Origin of the sequence: Ancylobacter sp. (assembly GCF_965249975.1) — a bacterium.
In the GTDB taxonomy this organism is placed as follows: Bacteria; Pseudomonadota; Alphaproteobacteria; order Rhizobiales; family Xanthobacteraceae; genus Ancylobacter.
Genome location: NZ_CBDFNE010000006.1, coordinates 118,491 through 135,796 on the forward strand (window position 1 = coordinate 118,491; position 17,306 = coordinate 135,796).

General features: G+C 68.3%; 19 protein-coding genes. 10 read left to right on the forward strand and 9 right to left on the reverse strand.

Annotation, left to right across the window (positions count from 1 at the left end):
- Positions 1 to 108 precede the first annotated feature (108 nt).
- Positions 109 to 843 (forward strand): SIMPL domain-containing protein, encoded by a 735-nt coding sequence (locus ACP2AH_RS09125; RefSeq protein ID WP_425105513.1) that lies wholly within the window; start codon positions 109 to 111, stop codon positions 841 to 843.
- Here the strand turns inward: ACP2AH_RS09125 and ACP2AH_RS09130 are convergent.
- Positions 822 to 1,793 (reverse strand): diacylglycerol/lipid kinase family protein, encoded by a 972-nt coding sequence (locus ACP2AH_RS09130; protein ID WP_425105514.1) that lies wholly within the window; start codon positions 1,791 to 1,793, stop codon positions 822 to 824. The genes ACP2AH_RS09125 and ACP2AH_RS09130 overlap by 22 nt on opposite strands.
- 151 nt (positions 1,794 to 1,944) lie before the next feature.
- Positions 1,945 to 3,192, reverse strand: coding sequence for a hypothetical protein (locus ACP2AH_RS09135; protein ID WP_425105515.1), 1,248 nt, complete (start codon positions 3,190 to 3,192; stop codon positions 1,945 to 1,947).
- Between the two features lie 426 nt (positions 3,193 to 3,618).
- On the opposite strand from ACP2AH_RS09135, the gene ACP2AH_RS09140 reads away from it, so the two are divergent.
- Positions 3,619 to 3,984, forward strand: coding sequence for a DMT family protein (locus ACP2AH_RS09140; protein WP_244375805.1), 366 nt, complete (start codon positions 3,619 to 3,621; stop codon positions 3,982 to 3,984).
- A gap of 3 nt (positions 3,985 to 3,987) precedes the next feature.
- Here the strand turns inward: ACP2AH_RS09140 and ACP2AH_RS09145 are convergent, their stop codons facing one another.
- The 3 genes from ACP2AH_RS09145 to ACP2AH_RS09155 form a co-directional block, all read right to left on the reverse strand.
- On the reverse strand, positions 3,988 to 5,124 hold the full coding sequence (locus tag ACP2AH_RS09145) for a PQQ-dependent sugar dehydrogenase (RefSeq protein WP_425105538.1): 1,137 nt from the start codon (positions 5,122 to 5,124) through the stop codon (positions 3,988 to 3,990).
- A 187-nt stretch (positions 5,125 to 5,311) separates the two neighbouring features.
- Positions 5,312 to 5,659 carry a hypothetical protein gene (locus ACP2AH_RS09150; RefSeq protein WP_421700334.1) on the reverse strand — a complete coding sequence of 116 codons (348 nt, stop codon included), beginning with the start codon at positions 5,657 to 5,659 and terminating at the stop codon, positions 5,312 to 5,314.
- A 129-nt stretch (positions 5,660 to 5,788) separates the two neighbouring features.
- A complete protein-coding gene (locus ACP2AH_RS09155; protein ID WP_425105516.1) occupies positions 5,789 to 6,430 on the reverse strand; it encodes a glutathione S-transferase family protein in 642 nt (213 codons plus the stop codon).
- A gap of 143 nt (positions 6,431 to 6,573) precedes the next feature.
- Between ACP2AH_RS09155 and ACP2AH_RS09160 the strand changes: the two genes are divergently transcribed.
- The 4 genes from ACP2AH_RS09160 to ACP2AH_RS09175 all read left to right on the forward strand — a co-directional run bounded on the left by ACP2AH_RS09160 (position 6,574) and on the right by ACP2AH_RS09175 (position 10,403).
- A complete protein-coding gene (locus tag ACP2AH_RS09160; protein WP_244375811.1) occupies positions 6,574 to 7,776 on the forward strand; it encodes a pyridoxal phosphate-dependent aminotransferase in 1,203 nt (400 codons plus the stop codon).
- A gap of 108 nt (positions 7,777 to 7,884) precedes the next feature.
- On the forward strand, positions 7,885 to 8,376 hold the full coding sequence (locus tag ACP2AH_RS09165) for a DUF992 domain-containing protein (protein ID WP_425105517.1): 492 nt from the start codon (positions 7,885 to 7,887) through the stop codon (positions 8,374 to 8,376).
- A gap of 168 nt (positions 8,377 to 8,544) precedes the next feature.
- Entirely contained in the window at positions 8,545 to 9,543 is a 999-nt protein-coding gene (gene msrP / locus ACP2AH_RS09170; protein ID WP_421700337.1) for a protein-methionine-sulfoxide reductase catalytic subunit MsrP, read from the forward strand.
- Positions 9,544 to 9,887: 344 nt separating this feature from the next.
- The gene (locus tag ACP2AH_RS09175) at positions 9,888 to 10,403 is read left to right on the forward strand and encodes a DUF2380 domain-containing protein (protein WP_425105518.1); all 516 of its coding nucleotides are present in this window, start codon (positions 9,888 to 9,890) and stop codon (positions 10,401 to 10,403) included.
- A gap of 28 nt (positions 10,404 to 10,431) precedes the next feature.
- On the opposite strand, the gene ACP2AH_RS09180 is transcribed toward ACP2AH_RS09175, so the two are convergent.
- A complete protein-coding gene (locus tag ACP2AH_RS09180; RefSeq protein ID WP_162841762.1) occupies positions 10,432 to 11,331 on the reverse strand; it encodes a LysR family transcriptional regulator in 900 nt (299 codons plus the stop codon).
- Between the two features lie 47 nt (positions 11,332 to 11,378).
- Positions 11,379 to 12,356 carry a thioredoxin-disulfide reductase gene (gene trxB, locus ACP2AH_RS09185; protein WP_425105519.1) on the reverse strand — a complete coding sequence of 326 codons (978 nt, stop codon included), beginning with the start codon at positions 12,354 to 12,356 and terminating at the stop codon, positions 11,379 to 11,381.
- A gap of 265 nt (positions 12,357 to 12,621) precedes the next feature.
- Between trxB and ACP2AH_RS09190 the strand changes: the two genes are divergently transcribed.
- The 4 genes from ACP2AH_RS09190 to ACP2AH_RS09205 are packed head-to-tail and all read left to right on the forward strand — an operon-like array spanning position 12,622 to position 15,687.
- A complete protein-coding gene (locus ACP2AH_RS09190) occupies positions 12,622 to 13,098 on the forward strand; it encodes an Lrp/AsnC family transcriptional regulator (protein ID WP_244375821.1) in 477 nt (158 codons plus the stop codon).
- Entirely contained in the window at positions 13,095 to 13,991 is an 897-nt protein-coding gene (locus ACP2AH_RS09195) for a glycosyltransferase family 8 protein (RefSeq protein WP_425105520.1), read from the forward strand. The genes ACP2AH_RS09190 and ACP2AH_RS09195 overlap by 4 nt, the downstream gene beginning before the upstream one ends.
- Before the next feature lie 2 nt (positions 13,992 to 13,993).
- Positions 13,994 to 14,632: a methyltransferase domain-containing protein gene (locus tag ACP2AH_RS09200; protein WP_425105521.1), complete on the forward strand. Its 639-nt coding sequence runs from the start codon at positions 13,994 to 13,996 to the stop codon at positions 14,630 to 14,632.
- Complete coding sequence (locus ACP2AH_RS09205; protein ID WP_425105522.1) at positions 14,629 to 15,687, forward strand: ELM1/GtrOC1 family putative glycosyltransferase; 1,059 nt, start codon at positions 14,629 to 14,631, stop codon at positions 15,685 to 15,687. The genes ACP2AH_RS09200 and ACP2AH_RS09205 overlap by 4 nt, the downstream gene beginning before the upstream one ends.
- On the opposite strand, the gene ACP2AH_RS09210 is transcribed toward ACP2AH_RS09205, so the two are convergent.
- Both ACP2AH_RS09210 and greA read right to left on the reverse strand, forming a co-directional pair.
- On the reverse strand, positions 15,660 to 16,736 hold the full coding sequence (locus tag ACP2AH_RS09210; protein ID WP_425105523.1) for a glycosyltransferase family 4 protein: 1,077 nt from the start codon (positions 16,734 to 16,736) through the stop codon (positions 15,660 to 15,662). The genes ACP2AH_RS09205 and ACP2AH_RS09210 overlap by 28 nt on opposite strands.
- A gap of 18 nt (positions 16,737 to 16,754) precedes the next feature.
- Complete coding sequence (greA, locus tag ACP2AH_RS09215) at positions 16,755 to 17,228, reverse strand: transcription elongation factor GreA (RefSeq protein WP_371346845.1); 474 nt, start codon at positions 17,226 to 17,228, stop codon at positions 16,755 to 16,757.
- Positions 17,229 to 17,306: the final 78 nt, after the last annotated feature.

The following is a 17,306-nucleotide window of genomic DNA, read 5'->3' on the forward strand; positions in this document are numbered from 1 at the left end:
TCCCGCCGCCTTCGCGGGGTGCTCTGGCGTGCCGCATCGTCAGTCTGCCGGCGCGAGGACGGGTTGGCGCCAAGCCGCTGTCCGAGCCGATATCAGGGAAGAAATGCAATGAAGCTCCTCCGCGCCACCGCCTGCGCCGCTGTTTTCGGCACCGCCGCGCTGTTCGCCAGCCTGTCGCCTCTCGCCGCGCAGGACCTCGCGCCCAATGCCCGGCGGGCGACGCTCGCGGTCTCCGGCGAGGGCACGGCCAGCGCGGTGCCGGACCGGGCGACGCTCACCTCCGGCGTGGTCAGCGAGGGCAAGACCGCGCGCGAGGCGCTCGACGCGAATTCCGCCGCCGTGGCGACGATGATCGCCGCGATCAAGGCCGCCGGTGTCGAGGCGCGCGATGTCTCCACCTCCGGCTTTTCCGTGCAGCCGCAATACGCGCCGCAGAAGAAGGAAGGCGATCCGCTGCGCATCGCCTCCTATCAGGTGACCAATTCCGTCACCGTGCGGCTGCGCGATCTCGGCAGGCTCGGCGATCTGCTCGACCAACTGGTGACCAATGGCGCCAACCAGATCAACGGCCTCGCCTTCGACCTCGCCGAGCCCGGCAAGCTGGAGGATGCCGCCCGCGCAGAGGCGGTGAAGGACGCCCGCCATCAGGCCGAGATCATCGCCGGCGCCGCCGGGGTGCGGCTGGTGCGGGTGGTGTCGATCAACAGCGATGCCGCGCCCCAGCCCATGCCGCGCATGATGATGGCCGCACGGGCGGAAAAGATGGATTCGGTGCCGGTGGAAGCCGGCGAGACGCAGGTGCGCGCCGGCGTCACCGTGGTCTACGAGATCGAGCCGCTCTGAAGCGCCTCGGCATGCGTCGTGGCCGCCTCGGTGGCCTCGACGACGGCGCTTTCGCCCTCGGCGGCCGGCGGGATGAGAACCTTAAGCCCGCGCGGCACGATCCGGTAGGTCAGCGGCATCTCCTCGCGCCCGAGTTCGCCATCGGTCGAGACCCAGACACGGGCGCGGTTGGCGCGGCGCAGCACGATTTCCCGGCCGGTCAGGCTGATGATGCCGGGATTGTCGCGCCAATTGTCGGTGACCATGTCGGCGCCGGCCTTCAGCAGGGCGAGCCCGCCGCGATCTTCCGCCACATGCAGTTCGAGCACGCCTTCGTCCAGCCGGCGGCGGCGCCAGCCCGGCCCGGTGAAGCGGTTGATCGAGGCAAGCGCGGCGAATGCCTGGAAATGGTGGTCGGTGCCGTCCACCGTCACGTCGAGATCGAAACGACCGCTGCGGCGCAGGGCGAAGACGGCGGCGATGGCGACGGCGAAAAAGCGCCAGAGCTTCCAGCGCCGGGCGGTTTCGCGGGCGCGGGCCATCTGGCTGAAGAAGCCCATGCCGGAAATGGTGTGGAAGCGGCGCCCGTTCAGCGTCGCCAGGTCGATCTCCCCCACTTGCGCGTCGCTGAGCGCCGCTAAGGCCGCGTCGAGGTCGCGCGGCATGCCGAGATCGGTGGCGAGGAGATTGAGCGTGCCGAGCGGCAGGATGCCGAGCGTCTTACCGGAGCCTTCGAGGCTCTGCACCGCGAGGCTGACGCTGCCATCGCCACCGCCGACGATGACGGTGTCATGCTCGCCGCTGCCGGAGGCGCGGATGGCCTTCACCAGTTCCTTGCCGCGCAGCAGCCGAACCTCGACGGTGCGGCCGCCGCCATCGAGCGCATCGGCGATGTGGCGCCGAACCTCCTCCGCGTCGCGGTCCAGCAGCGTGCCGGCATTGGCGTTGAGAAGGACGAGAAGCTGGGCCATGGGGAAAACCGGATTGGAGGAGCCACGGAATACTCCTCTGCAATCGCGGCAGAGCAAAGACGTTCCCTAGGGAAAGGCGCCGGGGGTGGAGACGGCTGGGATAAAGGTGAAGGCCGCCCCCGGGATCCGGGGCGGCCTCCGATGCTGTCGATTAGCCGCCGACGAGGTCGCGGCACAGCGCAACAATGCCGGCATCATAGGCGCGCGGCTCGGAGAGGACGCCCGTGCAGCGCGTCTTTTTCGCCGCCATGTCGGAGCGGTTGGCGTTGCCGCCCGTCGCCGCGCCGCCGCCACCGGCCGAGGGGCCGCCGGGAGTGCCCGGACCGCCCGGACCACCCGGACCACCGGGGCCACCCGGACCGCCCGGGCCACCGGGGCCGCCGCCGCCGATGCCGATATCGACACCCACCGCGGCGGTGGTCTCGCCGCCGACATCGACATCCGCATTGGCGCGCAGGCCGCGCGGGCCGCCGAGCGTGGTGCGGCTTGCCACATCCACGGCCTGCCGGCCGCCAATGGTGGCGCGGTTGGTGCTGTTCAGCCCCCGCGGCCCGAGCGCGTTCAGCCCGATATTGGCATCGGCCAGGCTGCGCGAGGCGGTGCGCCGGTCACCGAGCGTCGCGTCGGCATTGGCGTTGACGCCGCGCGGACCAAGCGCGCCGACGCGCGCGTCGGCGCCGAGTGGCCGCTGGCGCGACGTGCTGACCGCGACATCGGCATTGACGCCGCGCCGGCCCAGCACATTCGCGTTCACATCCGCGATGTTGCCGCTGGTGCTGCGGCCGAAGCCGAGCGGGCGCTGGCCGGGCTTGAGCAGTTGTATCTGCAGGCCGACCACATTGGCGGCGACCGGTGCACGCCCAGTAAGAGAGGTGGTCGCATCGCCTCGCTGATCCACCGCGCCGACGCCGCTCGTCGCCGCGCCGAGGCCGGAGCCGAGCCCGCTGACCGCACCGCCAAGGCCGCTCGTGGCGCCGGAGACGCCGCTGCCGATACCCGACACTGCGCGACCGGCGCCGCTCACCGCCCCGCCGACCGTGCCGCCCAGGCCGGTGCCGCCGCTGCTGGCGCTGGCGGCATCGCCGGCGCGGCTGACGCCGTCACCCACGCCCGACAGTGCGCCGCCGGCCGCCCGGCCGACACCCGAAACAGCGCCGCCGACGGAGCGGCCAACACCGGAGGCCGCCCGGCCCACCGAGCCGCCGAGCCCGCCGCTGCGACCGCTCGCGCTCCTGCTTCCGCCATCGCTTTTGCTGCGGCCGCTCGCGCTCTTGCCGCCGCCATCGCTCTTGCCCCCGGCTGATGAGCCGCCATCACGGCCGCCGCCCAGCCCGCCCAGGCGGGCATCGGCCGGGGCTGTCGCCATCACCAGGCAGGCCGCGAGCACGCCGGTGCTCAACAGGGCCAATCCATGTCGTGCCGTCTCGTTTCGCTTCATAACGCTCTCCCTGTTCCAGAAGGTGGCGTCATGGCGTTGAGCCCGGCGCCGCTAGAAAAAGGCGGCGTTTCGGGCAAAAGTTGCAGAGATGACGGCGCGTGAACGGCTGGAATCTGGCATTCCACAGACCACGTTGCCGTTGTCGGTATTTTGCGACCGGCGTTCGGTTTCCAAGTAATGCTGAAGCAAATACGTATCACTTACTTGTGAAGGTCGAGAAAGGCTTCGTCATAGGGCCGCCGGCGCCCGTCAGGTCGCGCGCGACCGTCCGGCCGCGGCCGCTCTTGCCGCAACGCGTTCCCGGCCGCGCCATGACCACGATGTGCGTCACCATTGACGGCGGCGGGCAGGCGGTGATGCTCGGCGCATCGCAACCGGATTCCCCCCATGCCGTTCTTCTCGTCGCTGCTGCCGCCCACGCTGACGCCGATCGTGCTGCTGTTCGCCTCGAACATCTTCATGACCTTCGCCTGGTATGGCCACCTCAAGCACAAATCCTCGCCGCTGCTCATCGCCATCTTGGCGAGCTGGGGCATCGCCTTTTTCGAATATTGCCTTGCGGTGCCGGCCAACCGCTATGGCTCCGCCGTCTATTCGACGGTCGAACTCAAGACCATGCAGGAGGTGATCACGCTGGTGGTGTTCGCCGGCTTCTCCGTGCTGTGGCTGAAGGAGCCGTTCCACTGGAACCACCTGATCGGCTTCGCCCTGATCGCGCTCGGGGCGTTCTTCATCTTCCAGAAATGGTCGTGAGCCTCAGTCGGCGGGGGCGACGCGCAGCAGGCGGCCATTCGAGGGATCGTCGGTAAGCAGCCACAGCGCGCCGTCCGGTCCCTGGCGCACATCGCGTATGCGGGCGTTGAGGTCGGTGAGCAGCACCTCCTCCTCGGTGACGTTGCCGCGCGCGGCGTCGAGCCGCAGCCGCACCAGCCGCGTGCCGGCGAGGCCGCCGGCAAACAGATCGCCCTTCCATTTCGGCATCAGCGTGCCGGTGTAGAAGGCGAGGCCGGAGGGAGCGAAGGACGGGTCCCAATATTTCACCGGCTGTTCCATCCCGGCCTTTTCCGTGCCTTCGCCAATGGCGGTGCCGGAATAGTCGCGGCCATAGGAGATGACCGGCCAACCGTAATTCTTGCCGGCTTCGGGGTGGTTCAGCTCGTCGCCGCCGCGCGCACCGTGCTCGATGGTCCAGAGCCGGCCGGTGGCGGGGTCGAGCGCCGCGCCCTGCACATTGCGGTGGCCATAGCTCCAGATTTCCGGCCGGGCGCCGTTCTTCTGGCGGAGGGGGTTGTCGGCCGGCACGTCGCCATTGCCGGCGATGCGGACGATCTTGCCGAGATGGTTGGACAGGTTCTGCGCCTGCTCGCGCTGGGAGTAGCGGTCGCCGAGGGTGACGAACAGCGTCCCGTCGCGGGCGAAGACGAGCCGCGCGCCGTAATGGTTGCTGCCGCCGGCGGCCGGAGACTGGCGGAAGATGACCTCGACATTCTCCAAGCGCGCATCGCCATTCTCTTCCATCAGCCGGCCGCGCGCCACCGAGGTGCCGGAGGCGCCCTCGCGCGGCTCGGCATAGGCGAGATAGACGAGTCGGCTACGGTCGAAATCCGGGGCCAGCGCGACATCGAGCAGACCACCCTGGCCACGCGCGAACACCGGCGGCACACCGGCGACGGGGGCGGAGACGGTGCCGCTCGGGCTGACGAGGCGCAGCGAGCCGGGACGCTCGGTCACCAGCATGCGGCCATCGGGAAGGAAAGCGAGACCCCAGGGGCTGCGCAGGCCGGCGGCGACGGTCTCGACGCTCAGCGGGCCGATGGAGGAGGGGGCCTCGATCGGCGCGCTTTCCGGTTGCTGTGCCTGCGCGGCGGTGGCGAGAATCAGTGCCGCCAGCAGGCCAGCGAAGGCGAAAGCGGTGCGACGCGACGCGAGGCGCCAGCAGAGGGAAGGATGAGGCACGGCGCGCTCCGGGGTTCGGTTGCGAGCCGTATGGTTAGAACACACGGCGCGGCAGGCCAATCGCCTGTCGCGCACGATGCCGTTAGGTCAGGGCGCCGACGCCGAACCTGCCCGGCGGGGGAGCTCAGCCACGGCCCCGCCGCGACTCCTGCGGGCTCGCCTCACCGGCGGCCTGCAGCGTGCTGCGCAGCATGAAGGTGGTGAGGCCGGAGAGGCCGACAAAGGCGGCCAGCAGCACCGCGCCGATGGCGAGGCGTTCATCCGAGGCGGTGCCCTGCACCAGTTCGAAGGCCGAGGCGCGCTGCAGGCCGAACAGGCACAGCACGGCGACGATGGCCACGGTCAGCGACAGGACGACGCCGGCTTCCAGCGCGGCGCGGCGCAGCCGGCGGCCGGCCGTATAGCGCTTGGTCGCCACGGTGCCGGTGTGCGGCAGGGCGGCGGGGAACTGGTTCGACATCGGATCGGTCATGGCGAACTCCCTTCAATCGGTCCGGGCGGGTGCCCTTGGCTGACGGTAAGTTCGTGCGGGAAGGCGGCCGGCCGGGGACGCCGGTTTGGGCGACCCGGTGCCATTTCGGGGCGATTTCAGGGCAAGCGGTTAAGCCCCGTTAACCTCTTGAAGAATCGGGGCGGGGCGCCAGTCGATCGCCACATGGCCGGGCTGCGCCTCGACCCGTTTCAGCCATTCGCGTACCGCCGGAAACGGGCGCAGGTCGAAATCGCCTTCATGCGCCAGATGGGTATGGGCGTAGAGGGCAATGTCGGCGACGCTGAGCGTGCCGTCGATGAAAAAGGGCCGGCGCCCGAGGTGGCGCTCCATTACGCCGAGGGCGGCATAGCCCTCCTCCAGCCAGCGGTCGATGTCGTGGGTGCGCAGGTCGCGCCCGCCGCGCACCAGCTTCAGCCAGAAACGCGCATGGCCGATGGAGGAATCGACGCTGTGCTGCTCGAAGAACATCCAGCGCAGCGCCTCCGCCCGGCCCAGCGGATCGTTCGGCAGAAGCGGCGTGCCGTCGGCGAGATAGAACAGGATGGCGTTTGATTCCGGCAGATAGCGCCCGCCCGGCAGTTCCAGCAGCGGCACCCGGCCTTCCGGGTTCTTCATCAGAAAGTCGGGGGTCCGGTTCTCCCCGCGCAGCAGGTCGACATCGATGAGGTCGAATGGCAGGCCGAGCCGGGCCAGCAGCAGCCGCACCTTGTAGGAGTTGCCGGAACTTTGCATGGCATGGAGCTTCAGCATGCAGGAATTCCCGGCAGAGAGGTCTGGTGGAAGGCCGCGTCAGGAAAACGCAGCGCGGGTGCCGCCCGCAGGTAGGGAATCGCTTGCCGGGGCGCAAGGGCTCGACTAGTTGTCGCGCGCAAAACCCTCAAGGGAGACCGGCCATGAGCCTGATATCCGCCGCCCTGAAGCGCATCAATCCCTCCCAGACCATCGCCATTTCCAACAAGGCGCGGGAGCTGAAAGCGGCCGGACGTGACGTGATCGCGCTCGCGGCCGGCGAGCCCGATTTCGAGACGCCCGACAACATCAAGGAAGCCGCCATCAAGGCGATCCGCGATGGCCAGACCCGTTACACCGCGGTGGACGGCATTCCCGAGCTGAAGGCGGCCATCGTCGCCAAGTTCAAGCGCGAGAACGGCCTCACCTACAAGCCGAGCCAGGTCACGGTCGGCACCGGCGGCAAGCAGGTGCTGTTCAACGCGCTCGTCGCCACCGTCGACGCCGGCGATGAGGTGATCATCCCGGCGCCGTACTGGGTCAGCTATCCCGATATCGTCCAGTTCTGCGGCGGCACGCCGGTGCCGGTCGAGACCAAGCTCGAAGACAATTTCAAGCTGAAGCCCGAGGCGCTGGAAGCGGCGATCACCCCGAAGACCAAGTGGCTGATCTTCAACTCGCCGTCCAACCCGACCGGCTCGGCCTATTCGCGCGAGGAGATGAAGGCGCTCACCGATGTGCTGGTGAAGCATCCGCATGTGTGGATCCTCACCGACGACATGTATGAGCACCTCGTCTATGACGACTTCGAGTTCGTCACCCCGGCGCAGGTCGAGCCCGCGCTTTACGACCGCACGCTGACCATGAACGGCGTCTCCAAGGCCTATTGCATGACCGGCTGGCGCATCGGCTACGCCGCCGGGCCGGAGGCGCTGATCAAGGCCATCGGCACGCTGCAGTCGCAGTCGACCTCCAACCCCAACTCCATCGCCCAGTGGGCGGCGGTCGAGGCGTTGAACGGGCCGCAGGACTTCATCGCCGCCAACAACAAGGTGTTCAAGGAGCGCCGCGACCTCGTGGTCTCCATGCTCAACCAGGCGTCGGGCCTCACCTGCCCGAAGCCGGAAGGCGCGTTCTACGTCTATCCCTCCTGCGCCGGGCTGATCGGCAAGTCGACGCCGGCCGGCAAGGTCATCGACACGGACGAGGCCTTCGCCTCCGAACTGCTGGAGGCCGAGGGCGTCGCGGTGGTGCATGGCTCGGCCTTCGGCCTCGGCCCGGCCTTCCGCATCTCCTACGCCACCTCGACCAAGGATCTGGAAGAGGCGTGCCTGCGAATCCAGCGCTTCTGCGGCTCGCTTCGTTGAGGTAAGAGGGTGCTGACCGGCCGGGCGGCGCGCCCCGGCCGGCAAGCGCCATAGGGCGGGGGCGCCGGTTCCCGAGAGCCGGCAGCGCGTCATCGTCAGGAGAATTGAATGTTCCGTACTGTTCTGTCGCGCGGCCTGCTCGCCACCGCGCTCGTTGCCGGCGCCGCCACCCTGGCCGCCGCGCCGGCCTCGGCCCAGACCAAGCGCGTTGAGGCTGGCTCGCTGGCCTGCACGGGTTCCAAGTCGGTGAGCTTCATCATCGGCTCCAAGCGCACGCTGGACTGCACCTTCACCACCGTGCGCGGCAAGAAGTTCGCTTATGAGGGCTCGATCCATCGCTGGGGCCTGGATATCGGCATCACCGGCCGCAACATCCTGCTGTGGACCGTGCTCGCTCCGTCCAAGGGCGTGCGCTCGACCGATCTCGACGGCACCTATGTCGGCGTGTCCGGCAGCGTGGCGCTCGGCGTCGGCGTGGCCGGCAACGTGCTGGTCGGCGGTTCCAACAAGACCATCGCCCTGCAGCCGATCAGCGTCGAAGGCCAGACCGGCGTGAACGTCGCGCTCGGCGTGGGTGATCTGCACCTCGTCTCCAAGTGAGCCACGTGTCCAAGTGATCCGGACGGCGCCGCGGCGCCGTCCAGAGACAGAAAAGCCCGGCGGCACCCCGCCGGGCTTTTTTCATATCCGCACGAGAAGTTGACGCGGCGGGTGAAATAAAGGGCGGGCTTCCGGCGTACTCTTCGCAGCATCCAAGAGGAGCCTGCCATGCACATACGCCGTCGCCGGTCCTGGGAACTGCCGGAGAGCGCGGTCACGCCGGAAGCCACCTATCTCTCGCGCCGCAATTTGCTGGGCGCCGGGGTGGGGCTGCTCGGCGTCGCCGGCCTGTCCGCCGCGCTCGCGCCTTTCGCCGACGCTGCCCCGGCCCCGGGCGATCCCGCCAACGACCCCACGCGCGACCTTTACCCCGCGAAGAAGAACACCGCCTTCACGGCCGGTGACCGGCCGATCACGCCGGAGGAGATTTCCGGCAATTACAACAATTTCTACGAGTTCGGCTCGGAGCGTTCCGCCTACCAGATCGCCGATGTGGCCGCGCGCATGCCGCGCCGGCCGTGGACGGTGAAGATCGACGGGCTGGTGGAGCAGCCGCGCGAGGTCGGGATCGACGATCTCATCCGTGCCATGGCGCTGGAAGAGCGCATCTATCGTCACCGCTGCGTCGAGGCCTGGTCGATGACGGTGCCTTGGACGGGCTTCCCGGTGAAGGACCTCGTGGCCTATGCCAAGCCGCTCTCCGGCGCCAAATATGTGCGCTTCGAGACCTTCATGAACCCGGAAGTGGCGCTCGGCCAGCGGCGCTTCATCTACCCCTGGCCCTATATTGACGGGCTGACGATGGCGGAGGCGAACAACGACCTCGCCTTCCTCGTCACTGGCATTTACGGCAAGCCGGCACCCAACCAGTATGGCGCGCCGCTGCGGCTCGCCCTGCCGTGGAAATACGGCTTCAAGTCGGTGAAGTCGATCGTGCGCATCTCCTTCGTCGCGGAGCGGCCGGTGGGGCTGTGGGAGCAGGTGCAGGGCCGGGAATATGGCTTCTGGGCCAATGTGAACCCGGAGGTCCCGCATCCGCGCTGGAGCCAGGCCTCCGAGCGCGACATCGGCACCGGCGAGCGCCGGCCGACGCTGCTCTATAACGGCTATGGCGAGCAGGTCGCGGGTCTCTACAAGGGAATGTCGGGCGAGAAGCTGTTCATGTGAGGCGCTGCGGCACGCCTCCGTCCGAAAGAAAAATGGCCGGGTCCCAAAAGGGCCCGGCCAAAGTTTTCGCTGCCGAAGCAGCGAACCTTCCAGAGGGGAACAGCCGAAACGCAAGGCGCCTCGGCGTCTGGTGCTGTTATGCTCATATCGCGGGCATTCTGCAATAATGTATGCCTGCATGGCAGGCATGCGTAATTGCATCGGGCGTTTCTTAACGCTGTCACTGCCTGCGAATTGGGCGGGCGCATTACCTCCGTGAGTCGTTTCGCCTGTCTCAAAAGGGCGGAGCCGCGTATATTTGCGACCTATCCGCCGCAGAGCGGGATGTTTCAGGGAGCAGTGCCATGCCGGTTTCCCATCGTGCCCCGCGTCTGCCGATCGCCCTTTTGGCGCTCGCTGCCGTGTCGCTCGCCGCGCCCACCTCCCGCGCCGCTGCGCCGGAATTGGTGGCGGTGGCCGATATCGGCTTCACCGATTCGTCCGGAGAGCCCGCCGACCAGCGCGGCGCGCATGAGACGCGGCGGATCGCGCTGACGCAGGAGGTGCGCGGCGGCGTTGGGCAGGACGGCAAGCTGCGCAGCCTGCCGCTCGGCTGCGACGGGGCCTGCCGGCTCGATGCGCAAGGGGTGGAGGCGCTGCGCCAGCGGGCGAAGGCGGAAGGCGCGCGCTTTCTGCTGGTGGGCAGCGTGCACAAGATGAGCACGCTTGTGCTGTCGATGCGGGTGGCGGTGCTGGATGCCGCGACCGGCAAGCTGCTGTTCGAGCGGCTGCTCAGCTTTCGCGGCGATAATGACGCGGGCTGGCAGCATGCGGGCGACTATGTCGCCCGCGAGGTGGCGCAGGCCCTGCCGCCGGCGTGAGGTCGGCAAGGAGCGCGCTCACGCGCGCTCAGAAGCTCCAGCGCTGCGCCTTGGCGACCAGGAAGTCGCGGAACACCTGGATGCGCGCCACCGAGCGCATTTCCTGGGGGTAGACGAAATAGGCTTCCAGCGTCGGCGTGGTCCGCTCGGGGAAGAGCTGCACCAGCGTGGCGGAATCCTCCAGCAGATAATCCGGCACGATGCCGATGCCGACGCCGCGTTCCACCGCACGCTTGAGGCCGAGCACATTGTTGACCGAGAGCGAGGGCACGCGGCCTTCCTGATCGTCTTCCAGCCCGGCCCGTTCCAGCCAGTTCAGCCCCTGGAAATAGGAGGGGATCGGCCCGCCGAGCAGGATGATGCGGTGCTTGTCCTTGTCGAGCTCGTCGAGCGAGCGCGGATGGCCGTTGCGCTTGAGATATTCCGCCGAGGCGAAGGCGTGGAAATGCACGGTGAACAGCTTGCGCTGGATCAGGTCCGGCTGCACCGGCTGGCGCAGGCGAATGGCCACGTCCGCCTCGCGCATAGCGAGGTCGAGCTCGTCATCGGTGAGGATGAGGGTGATGCGGATATCGGGGTAGAGTTCGAGGAACTCGCCGATCCGCGCGGTCAGCCAATGGGTGCCGAGGCCCATGGTGGTGGTGACCCGCAACTCGCCATTCGGCTTCTCGCGCGAATCCGTCAGCTTGGCCCGCGCCGCTTCCAGCTTCATGAACACTTCATGCGCGGTGCGGTAGAGCAGGTCGCCCTGTTCGGTCAGGATCAGCCCGCGCGCATGGCGGTGGAACAGCGGGATGTTGAGTTCCTGTTCCAGCGCCGAGACCTGCCGGCTCACCGCCGATTGCGACAGGCCGAGCGCTTCACCCGCATGGGTGAACGAACCCGCTTCAGCCGCGACGTGGAACACTTTCAGCTTGTCCCAGTCCATGTCACGGGCGCGATTGGCCTTGTTGTCCATCCGACGGGTGCCCTCGTTCATTCGGCGGCTTGGGCGAGCGGCTCGCGAGCGGCGAGGAAGCGCTCGGCTTCCAGCGCTGCCATGCAGCCCATGCCGGCGGCGGTTACCGCCTGGCGAAAAATGTCGTCGGCGACATCGCCGGCGGCGAACACGCCTTCCACCGAAGTCTGGGTGGAGTGCGGGGCCGTCCAGACATAGCCGCTGGGCTTCAGCGTCAGCTGGCCCTGTACGAGATCGGTCGCCGGGGCGTGGCCGATGGCGATGAACACGCCGTCGGCCCGTCGCTCGGACAGCGCGCCGGTGATCACGTCCTTCAGCACCACGTCGGTGACGTGGGGCGGTTCCTGCTCGCCCTTCACCTCATGCAGGGCGGCGTTCCACACCACCTCCACCTTGGGATGGGCGAACAGGCGCTCCTGCAGGATCTTCTCGGCGCGGAAGCTGTCGCGCCGGTGCACCACCGTGACCTTGGAGGCGAAATTGGTCAGGAACAGCGCTTCCTCGACCGCTGTGTTGCCGCCGCCGATCACCATCACTTCCTTGCCGCGATAGAAGAAGCCGTCGCAGGTGGCGCAGGCGGAAACGCCGTGGCCGCGATAGGCCTGCTCGGAATCGAGATCGAGCCAGCGGGCCTGCGCGCCGGTCGCGAGGATGACGGTCTCGGCGATCCACACCCCGGAATCGGTCTCGGCGCGGAACGGGCGGGAGGAGAGGTCGAGCCGCGTCACCAGATCATTGACGATGCGGGTGCCCATCTTCTCGGCCTGCACCTGCATCTGCTCCATCAGCCACGGGCCCTGGATCGGATCGGCGAAGCCGGGATAGTTCTCCACATCGGTGGTGATGGTCAGCTGCCCGCCGGGCTGGATGCCCTGGATCAGCACCGGCTCCAGCATCGCGCGTGCGGCATAGACGGCGGCGGTATAGCCCGCCGGGCCCGATCCGATGATCAGGACCTTGACGTGGTTGGCCGGGCGGGCGGAAGAGGCCGACATGGCAGGCTCACTAAAGTTGCGGCAGGGGGAAAGCGCGGCAGGGAACGCGGCCCACACATGAGCGCCGTGCACGGGCCGCTGCGTTAGCCATGCGAAAATGTAGGAGCTGACCTTGGCAACCGCAAGGCAGGGGGGTGCTATCCATTAGTTTTCCAGAAGGAAGATTGCGCGGGGCTCGCGCGCAAGATAATTGCTCTGGCCGGCGGCGGCACTCGCGTCGCGGCCAAGGGCGCCCCCACCGGCCGCCGCACACGGAGACACCCCCTTGGTTCGCCGCATCGACGCGATCGACTGGAACATCCTTCGCGAGCTTCAGGGCGATGGCCGCATCACCAATGTGGAGCTGTCCCAGCGGGTCGGCATTTCCGCTCCGCCCTGCCTGCGCCGCGTGCGCGCGCTGGAAGAGGAAGGCATCATCAAGGGCTACCGGGCGCTGCTCGACGAGAAGAAGCTCGGCTTCGACCTGATGGCCTTCGCCATGGTGCACCTGATCAGCCAGGCCGAGGCCGACCTCTCAGCCTTCGCCGCGCAGGTCGAGCGCTGGCCGCTGGTGCGGGCGTGCTGGATGCTGTCCGGCGAGACCGATTTCATTCTGCTCTGCGTCGCGCCGGACCTGCGGACGTTCCAGAACTTCGTGCTGGAACTGACCGGGGCGCCGAATGTGCGCAATGTGAAGACCGCGCTGACGCTGCAGCAGTCGAAGGACGCCGCGGTGGTGCCCATGGAAGGGAATGTCCCTTGATCGTCGCCACCGCCACCGACACGGCCTATGTCGAGCTGACCGCCGTTCTCCTGGCCTCGATCGCCGACCGGGCCGGCGACGCGGTGAGCGCCGTCTGGGTGTTCTGCGACCGCGTGTCGGACGAGGACAAGCGGCGGATGGCCGCCAGCTATGGCAGGCCGGACCTGCATTTCCTCGATATTGACGACGACATGGTCCGGCATTTCGCCACCGGGCCGGTGAACAACCACCTCTCGCGCACCGCCTATGCCCGCATCCTCATGCCGCTGACGCTGGCCGAGGCGACGGGGCGTCTGCTCTATGTCGATTGCGACACGCTGATCGCCGCGCCGCTGGCGCCGCTGGCCACCCTGCCGATGCAGGGTTTCGCGGTGGCGGCGGTGGACGATGTCGCCCGGCTGGTGCCGCAGCGCCACATCACCCGCAACCGCGCCATCGGCCTGCCGGACGAGATGCGCTATTTCAACAGCGGCGTGCTGCTGATCGATCTCGACGCTTGGCGGCGGGAGCGCGTGACCGAACGTACGCTCGAATTCATCGCCTCGCGGCCATCGCTGCCGATGATGGACCAGGACGCGCTCAACGGCGCGCTGCGCGGGGAATGGCTGCCGCTCGACGAGAGCTGGAACATGCACCACCGGCTGGAGAAGGGCGTCTACAAGGCCGATCCCGCCGTGTGGGAAGGCGCCCGCATCGTCCACTTCATCGGCCAGGTGAAGCCCAACTACACCGACTGCAATCACCCGCGGCGCGACCTGTTCATGGCCTATCGCGCCCGCACGCCCTTTGCCAATGCGCCGCTGAAGACCAAGCTCGGCCGCAAGGTGGAGAAGCGCGCGCGCAAGCTGCGGCGGTTCTTCGGCAAGCTCAAGCGTCGCCTTTTCGGAGCCTAGGGATGGCACACAGCCTCGTCGACGAATATGCGAAGCTCCACGCCCGCCACCGCTACGGCGCCACGGCGCGGCATGCGCTGGCGGACATGCTGCCGCACATCATGGCGCTGAAACCCGCCTCGCTGATCGATTTCGGCTGCGGGCAGAGCAACCTCGCCTTTCTCATCGCCGCCAAGGCGGGGATCGGCGAGATCCACCGCTATGACCCCGCCATTCCCGCCATTTCCACCCTGCCGAACAAGCGGGTGGAACTGGCGGTGAATGTCGATGTGATGGAGCACATACCGGACGAGGAAATCGACGCCGTGCTGGCCTCCATCGCCGCGACCGCAAGGCAGGCCCTGTTCGTCATCGATACCGGCCCGGCCAAGATGCTGCTGTCCGACGGGCGCAACGCCCATGTGTCGCAGCACGGCGCGGCGTGGTGGCTGGCGCGGCTAAAGCCGCATTTCCCCACCATTCGCGAAATGCCGATCCACCGCCGCGCCCGTATCGCCTTCAAGACCTGGGACGGCGAGGTGAGGGGGCTCACCGGCCTTGCGGTGCGGGCGCGCGAGCGGGTGATCTACCGCACGCAGAAGCTGACGCGCACCGCGCATCGCAAGCTGTTCGGCACCAAGCCGCGCGGGGGCGCCCGGTGAAGCTGCTGGTCCTGCGCGACAAGAAGCCGGGTCATTTCAACCAGGCGGAAGGTGTCGCGCTGGCCATCGGGCGGCTCGCGCCCACCGAGGTGACGCGGCTCGACATCCGCCCCACCTGGTTCGCGCATGACGATGTGCGCAAATTCGTCATGCGCCGCTATGGCCGCGACGCCGGCAGATGGCTGCGCTCCATGTATGCCATTGAAGCGTCGAACCTGGAAAAGCCGGATGTCCTCGTCGGTTCCGGCCGGCCGACCATCGCCGCCGGCATTCTGCTGAGCCGGTTCTTCGGCGGCGTGCCCTTCGTCTATTCCGGCGGCATTGGCGGCTATGACACCCGCGAGGTCAGCCTGATGATCGTCGCCTCGCCGCGCGCCGCCGGCAATCCGCGTTCCGCCTGGGCGCCGATCCCCTCCATCGTCGATCCCGCCGACTATCCCACCCCGCGCCGGCTTTCGACGCTTGCCGACCTGAAGGGCGCGGAGATCGCGCTGCTGGTCGGCGGCACCGCCTATCGCAAGGAATGGCCCGAGGGCGAGTGGGACGCGCTGCTGCGCCTTGTGCGCGACGTGGCGTGCGAGTATGGCGTGCGCTGGCGGGTGACCACCTCGCGCCGCACGCCGGACGAGGTCGGCGTGCGCCTCGCGGCACTGGCGGGGGAGGGCGTTCTGGCCGAGTTCATCGACTACCGCACCGCCGGGCCGGGCTCGGTGCGGGCGCTGTTCGGTGCCGATGCGGTGGCGGTGACGGAAGATTCCATGAGCATGCTGGTGGAAGGGCTCACGGCGCAGCGGCCGGTGATCGGCCTGCGCTCGGCCAAGGTGCATGACGGCTATGCCAGCGAGGCGATTTCCGCTTGGGCGGCGAAGAGTTGGGCCGCGCCGTCTTTCGCGCCGAGCCTCGCCATCCTGCCGCTCGGCACGGTGAAGGCGGACCAGTTCGCCCGCACGCTGGTCTCGCTGGAACCGCCGACGCTCGATGTGCGCGGCGCGATCGCCGCCATCATCGCCCCGGTGCTCGGGCTGGCTCAGAACCGCGACCAGACCTCGTCATAGACGGCATTGATCCGCCGCGCCTCGGTCTCGATCGAGTGGTTGTCGACGACATGGCGGCGGGATGCCTCGGCCATCTCTGCGCGGCTGGTGTCGTCCCGCTGCACGAAGGCGCATACCGCCTCGGCCATGGCGGCGACATCGCCGGGCGGGATGATGGCGCCGGTGCGGCCTTCCACCACCAGCTCCTCGAAGGCGCCGACGCGGGTGGCGACGACCGGCACGGCGCAGGCCATCGCTTCCAGCGGGGTGACGCCAAAACCTTCCCAGCGCTGGGGCGCGACATAGAGGTCGAGCGCGCGGTACCAGCGGGCGATGTCCGAGGTGGCGACCTCGCCGGGGAAGAGGATGCGCTCCGTGAGGCCGGCCTTCTCCACCTTGGCGCGTTGCTCGGCGAAGAAGGCGGTATGCGCGGCCGTTGCCCGCCCCAGCACCACGCCGCCCCAGCCGGGATGGTCGGGCAGCACGCGGATCAGCGCGTCGACGAACACGTCGGTGCCCTTCTGCGCGCGGATGCGGCCGAAGCAGCCGATCATGTTGAGGTTCTCAGGCAGGCCCACCGCGCGCCGTGCCGCCGCCTTGTCGGGCGCGGGGGCGAAGCTGCCCATGTCGATGCCGTGGTGGATGACGGTCGAGGGCCGCTTGAGATAGTCGGCGGTCTTGGCCGACGTCGAGATCACCGCGTCCATGCGGGCGATGAGGAAGCGGCTCCAGCGCGTGTGCCGGCGCTGCGAGGCGGAGGTGAAGACAAGCGCCAGCCGCATCCGCAGCACATCGCGCAGCACCACGCCGCCGAGCATTTCGACATTGCGGCGGGCGTGCCAGATGCGACAGGGCCGGCGCGCCGGCCGGCCCCAGAAGTGCCGGAACATGCCGAGGCCGATGCGCGGCACATGCGCCGCGAGGCCCGGGCCGAAGGCCGCGATGGGAACCTCGCGCGCCTGATAGGGCAGGACGCGCTCAAGGGTGGAGGTGACACCGGAGAGGCGGCGCTTGAAATTCGGCGCCACGACTTCGAGCCGTGCCGGTTCGATCGCCGCCTTCTCCGTCATGTCAGGCCTTGTCCGCGATCAGGCGAAGCGGACGGCGGCGATCTCGTAGGAGCGGGCGCCCTTGGGCGTCACCACTTCCACCGACGTGCCGAGCTTCTTGCCGATCAGCGCACGGGCCATGGGCGAGGAAATGGAGATGCGCCCGGCCTTGGCGTCGGCTTCCATGTCGCCGACGATCTGCCACACGCGCTCTTCCTCGGTGTCCTCGTCAATGAGCTTGACCGTGGCGCCGAACATCACCGTGTCGCCGGTGAGCTTGGCGACATCGATGATCTCGGCGCGCGACAGCTTGTCTTCCAGCTCGGCGATGCGGCCCTCATTGAGCGCCTGCTGCTCCTTGGCGGCGTGGTACTCCGCATTCTCGGACAGGTCGCCATGGGCGCGCGCTTCCGAGATCGCCTCGATGATGCGGGGACGATCCACCTGCTGGCGGCGCTTGAGTTCTTCTTCCAGCGCGGCGTGGCCGCCGGCGGTCATCGGAATCTTGTCCATTGGTCTGTTCTTGACCTCCCAAAAGCAAAGGAAGCCCCCGCGGGTGCTCCATCGGGGCCATCTGCCTCAATGAAACGC

Bases quoted from the DNA above. Each gene is read 5' to 3' on its own strand.
- trxB (WP_425105519.1), bottom strand. From the start codon at position 12,356: ATGTCGGCCTCTTCCGCCCGCCCGGCCAACCACGTCAAGGTCCTGATC.
- ACP2AH_RS09160 (WP_244375811.1), top strand. From the start codon at position 6,574: ATGAGCCTGATATCCGCCGCCCTGAAGCGCATCAATCCCTCCCAGACC.
- ACP2AH_RS09165 (WP_425105517.1), top strand. From the start codon at position 7,885: ATGTTCCGTACTGTTCTGTCGCGCGGCCTGCTCGCCACCGCGCTCGTT.
- ACP2AH_RS09155 (WP_425105516.1), bottom strand. From the start codon at position 6,430: ATGCTGAAGCTCCATGCCATGCAAAGTTCCGGCAACTCCTACAAGGTG.
- ACP2AH_RS09140 (WP_244375805.1), top strand. From the start codon at position 3,619: ATGCCGTTCTTCTCGTCGCTGCTGCCGCCCACGCTGACGCCGATCGTG.
- ACP2AH_RS09150 (WP_421700334.1), bottom strand. From the start codon at position 5,659: ATGACCGATCCGATGTCGAACCAGTTCCCCGCCGCCCTGCCGCACACC.
- ACP2AH_RS09180 (WP_162841762.1), bottom strand. From the start codon at position 11,331: ATGGACTGGGACAAGCTGAAAGTGTTCCACGTCGCGGCTGAAGCGGGT.
- ACP2AH_RS09210 (WP_425105523.1), bottom strand. From the start codon at position 16,736: ATGACGGAGAAGGCGGCGATCGAACCGGCACGGCTCGAAGTCGTGGCG.
- ACP2AH_RS09200 (WP_425105521.1), top strand. From the start codon at position 13,994: ATGGCACACAGCCTCGTCGACGAATATGCGAAGCTCCACGCCCGCCAC.
- ACP2AH_RS09130 (WP_425105514.1), bottom strand. From the start codon at position 1,793: ATGGCCCAGCTTCTCGTCCTTCTCAACGCCAATGCCGGCACGCTGCTG.
- ACP2AH_RS09175 (WP_425105518.1), top strand. From the start codon at position 9,888: ATGCCGGTTTCCCATCGTGCCCCGCGTCTGCCGATCGCCCTTTTGGCG.
- greA (WP_371346845.1), bottom strand. From the start codon at position 17,228: ATGGACAAGATTCCGATGACCGCCGGCGGCCACGCCGCGCTGGAAGAA.
- ACP2AH_RS09125 (WP_425105513.1), top strand. From the start codon at position 109: ATGAAGCTCCTCCGCGCCACCGCCTGCGCCGCTGTTTTCGGCACCGCC.
- msrP (WP_421700337.1), top strand. From the start codon at position 8,545: ATGCACATACGCCGTCGCCGGTCCTGGGAACTGCCGGAGAGCGCGGTC.